1 pseudogene is annotated in these 397 nt (G+C 58.7%); it reads right to left on the reverse strand.

The annotated features are described in order from the left end of the window. Window positions 1-397, reverse strand: a pseudogene (locus tag KP705_RS18680) (Tn3 family transposase); the annotation flags it as partial.

Consider the following 397-nt stretch of genomic DNA (forward strand, 5'->3'; position numbering starts at 1 on the left):
TCGGAGATGTGGGTGTAGAAACTGACGCCAGGTTCACTGCCATTGCGCGCATTGAGGTTCACTGCCATTGCGCGCATTGATATCGCTGATCGCAGCGCCTCTGCCACCTGCATGAAACAATTGACCATCACTTGAGGACGATGTGCCGTCTCCCCAGAGAGACGCCAGGGGCAGCCCACGATGGGCTGCAACCATAGGGCCAAGGGCTTCGGCGTATCCGGCCTCGCTGATATGCCAGTCATGCAGATGCGCCAACTGGCGCAGGGTGGCACCCTGACAGGTGTCGGCCATGCGAGTCAGACCAAGATTAATCCCATCCGCCAGGATCACCGACAGCAGGGCGTTTTTGTCATCCGCGACACGTCTGGAAAGGCGATGGGTAAAGCAGACGGTGAAG

This window comes from Gluconobacter sp. P1D12_c (assembly GCF_018812105.1).
Lineage (GTDB): Bacteria > Pseudomonadota > Alphaproteobacteria > Acetobacterales > Acetobacteraceae > Gluconobacter > Gluconobacter oxydans_A.